This window comes from Streptomyces sparsus, from assembly GCF_054776295.1.
Genome location: NZ_BAAHCA010000527.1, coordinates 1 through 3,442 on the forward strand (window position 1 = coordinate 1; position 3,442 = coordinate 3,442).

A 3,442-nucleotide genomic window follows, 5' to 3' on the forward strand; every position below is an offset into this window, starting at 1 on the left:
CGGCGGGCCCGGTGGCGGGCCCGCGGGTCAGCGGCTGACGACGTGGCGCTCGTCGGGCACGCAGTGCGTCATGGTGAGCCCGGCGACGTCCCGCGGCGGGTTGTCGCCCAGGTTCTCCAGGCGCTTGCGGTCCTCCTCCGTCAGGTCCTGGGTGGGCAGCGGCTCCAAGCCGGCGACGTCGGAGGGCGAGATGCCCAGGCCCTCACCGACGCGCAGCCCCAGGTCGTTCTCCACCAGCAGGAAGTGCCACACCATGCGCTCCTGCACCGGCCGGTCGCACTGGGAGATCAGGTCGACGAAGTTCTTCACCAGGTCGTCGCGCTCCCAGTCCTCCATCAGCAGGTACCGCTGGCCCGCCTGGAGGTAGTCGTTGGCCCGGGGGATGCGCTTGCGGGTGAGCCGGCCGCGGATCTCCGGGCCCTGCTCGTCGTGCGTGGGGTACTGCCCCTCCCGCACGCCGCCGGTGATCGACGGCTCGTAGTTGACCTCCGGATTGGCCCCGGCCGCGTCCACGTGGTGCGCCATCTGGCCGTCACGCTGGTTGGTGCGGACGTCGGCGTTCTTGGCGTGGTTGACGGGCAGCTGGAGGTAGTTCGGGCCGACCCGGTAACGCTGGGTGTCGCTGTAGCTGAACGTCCGGCCGACGAGCATCTTGTCGTCGGAGAAGTCCAGTCCGTCGACCAGGACACCGGTGCCGAAGGCGATCTGCTCGTTCTCGGCGAAGTAGTTGTCCACCGTCCGGTCCAGCACCATCCGGCCCACCGGGCGGGGCGGGAAGTCCTGCTCGGGCCACGTCTTGGTGTCGTCGAGCGGGTCGAAGTCCAGCTCCGGGTGCTCGCCGTCCTCCATCATCTGCACGACGAGCTCCCACTCCGGGTAGTCGCCCCGGTTGATCGCCTCGTACAGGTCCTTCGTGGCGTGGCCCAGTTCACCGGCCTGGACGTTCGCGGCGTCCTCCTCGGTCATGCTGCGCACGCCCTGCTTCGGCAGCCAGTGGTACTTGACCAGGACGGTGTCGCCCTCGGCGTTGACCCACTTGTAGGTGTTCACGCCGAAGCCCTGCATGTGCCGGTAGTCCGCCGGGATGCCGCGCGGACTGAACAGGTTGACCAGCATGTGCATGCACTCCGGCGTCTGCGACATGAAGTCGAAGATGCGGGCCGGCTTCTGCTCGTGCGAGACCGGGTCCGGCTTCAGCGCGTGGATGACGTCGGGGAACTTCACCGCGTCCCGGATGAAGAACACCCCCAGGTTGTTGCCGACCAGGTCCCAGTTGCCGTCCTCGGTGTAGAACTTCACCGCGAAGCCGCGGGGGTCGCGGGCCGCCTCGGAGGAGTCGCGGCCGCCGATGACCGTCGAGAAGCGCACCGCGACGTCGGTGCGCTTGCCCTGCTCCTGGAACAGCTTGGCCCTGGTGTACCTGCTGATCGGCTCGTCGCCCCAGGCCCCGTACGACTCGAAGTAGCCGTAGCTCGTCACTCCCCGGGCGTGCACCACACGCTCCGGGATGCGCTCGCGGTCGAAGTGGCTGATCTTCTCGAGGAAGTGGTAGTTCTCCAGCGTGGCCGGGCCGCGGGCGCCGACCGTGCGCTGGTTCTGGTTGTCGTAGATCGGGTGGCCCTGCCGGTCGGTCAGCACCGGCCGGTCGTCCGAGGGGGATCCTGCGCTCGATACGTCTGTCACGGCCCTGCGCTCCTTGACTGTAGACGTCCCGGTCGAGCCGGGATGACATGGAGAGAACCCGTCGCGCGCGTGCGCGACGGCTCGAGCGGGCCCAGTACCCGTGTCGGCGTCCGTCATGCAGGCGCGGCGGCGGCGAACCCGGACGGCCCACGCCGGGTTTCCCGGGCGGCTCACGGGTACTCCGCGACGTCCGGGGCCGAGCCGGCGCCGGACGACACCTGCCCCCGGACCGGGAGGTTGCCATGAGCGATCCGCACACCCACGACGAGACCCACCGCGACCCGCACGCGCGCGGACGCGACCCGGAGGAGCCCGGAGCCAGCTCCGGCGGGGAGAGCGACGTCGAGGACCGCACCGTCCCGGGCACCGCGAGCGCCCGGGAGGGCTACACGACGGAAGGCGGCACCGCGCACGACGAGGCGCTGGAGGGCGTCGGCATCGACGAGGGAGAGTCGGGCAGCGACGCCGACGCGGAGAACGGCGAACCGGCGGCGAGCCCGGTCGAGAGCTCCCGCGCCGACCAGGAGACTCCCGACTGACGGCCGCCGCCCCGGTCGTCATCGGCTCGCGACCGGGGAACGAGCCGGGTGCGAGGCACGCGCGGAACCCTGCCGGGGCAGATGCCTCTCACGTCCCGCACCCAGGGAGAAGAACATGACAGCCGACGTGTGTCCCGACGTTCCCGGCACGGCTCGCGAGGTGCGGCTGGTCCGGCACCTGGAGGGCGAGCTCACGCTCGACCACTTCGAGGTCGCCGAGGTGAGGGTTCCCGAGCCGGCGGACGGCGAGGTGGTCGTGCGCATGGACTACCTGGGCGTCGCCGCCGCGTACCAGGACCTCATGCGGACCGACAGCCAACTGCCCCTGCCGCCGTACCGGGTCGGGGGGCGGGTCGGCGGCGGCGAGACCGGGACGGTCGTCCGCTCCAACAGCCCCCGGCTCGCGGTCGGTGACGTCGTCCAGTCGATGACCGGCTGGTGCGAGTACGCGGTCGGGCCCGCCGACGGGTTCTACAAGGTGGACGCCCGGTACTTCCCGAACTCCTCCTACTTCCTCGGTCAGGGCCCCACCGCCTACTACGGCATGGCGGACATCGCGCGGGTCGGCGAGGGCGACGTGGTGTTCGTCTCGGGCGCCGCGGGCGGTGTCGGGTCGCTCGCCGGCCAGATCGCCAAGTGCCGCGGGGCGGCCAGGGTGATCGGCAGCGCCGGCAGCCGGGCGAAGGTCGACTACCTCGTCCAGGAACTCGGTTACGACGCCGCGTTCGACTACCACGACGGCCCGGTCGTGGACCAGCTGCGCAAGCTGGCCCCCGACGGCGTCAACGTCTTCTTCGACAACGTCGGCGGAGAGCAGTTCGAGGCGGCCGTGGAGGTCGCGGCACCGCACGCCAGGTTCGCGCTCTGCGGGGCGCTGTCGATCCAGAACGGTGCCCGGGACGCCTTTCCGCGGCTCGACCTGATGACGGCGATCACCCGCCACCTGGAGCTGCGGCCGTTCGCCTGTTACCACACCCCCGAGCAGATCGGCGCGTGGTTCCAGCACTTCGGCACCTGGCTGGCCGAGGGCCGGTTCGTGTTCCCGCAGACCGTGGTGGAGGGCGGCATCGAGCAGGCGCCGCAGACACTGGTGGACCTGCTGAAGGGCGTCCACCGCGGCAACGTCTCCGTCAGCCTCGCCTCCGCCTGACCGCCAGGCTGGCGGGCTGCGCACCGCACCGCACTGCGGCGAGCGGCCGTGCCCCGCACCCGGGGCACGG

3 protein-coding genes are annotated in these 3,442 nt (G+C 71.2%); 2 read left to right on the forward strand and 1 reads right to left on the reverse strand.

Annotated elements, in window-relative coordinates; genetic code table 11:
• Positions 1 to 27 precede the first annotated feature (27 nt).
• The gene (locus ACYVE9_RS19665) at positions 28 to 1,683 is read right to left on the reverse strand and encodes a catalase (RefSeq protein ID WP_461029198.1); all 1,656 of its coding nucleotides are present in this window, start codon (positions 1,681 to 1,683) and stop codon (positions 28 to 30) included.
• A gap of 242 nt (positions 1,684 to 1,925) precedes the next feature.
• Between ACYVE9_RS19665 and ACYVE9_RS19670 the strand changes: the two genes are divergently transcribed.
• Positions 1,926 to 2,222, forward strand: coding sequence for a hypothetical protein (locus ACYVE9_RS19670; RefSeq protein WP_461029199.1), 297 nt, complete (start codon positions 1,926 to 1,928; stop codon positions 2,220 to 2,222).
• Positions 2,223 to 2,337: 115 nt separating this feature from the next.
• Positions 2,338 to 3,372, forward strand: coding sequence for a zinc-binding dehydrogenase (locus ACYVE9_RS19675; RefSeq protein WP_461029200.1), 1,035 nt, complete (start codon positions 2,338 to 2,340; stop codon positions 3,370 to 3,372).
• The last annotated feature ends 70 nt before the right edge of the window (positions 3,373 to 3,442 follow it).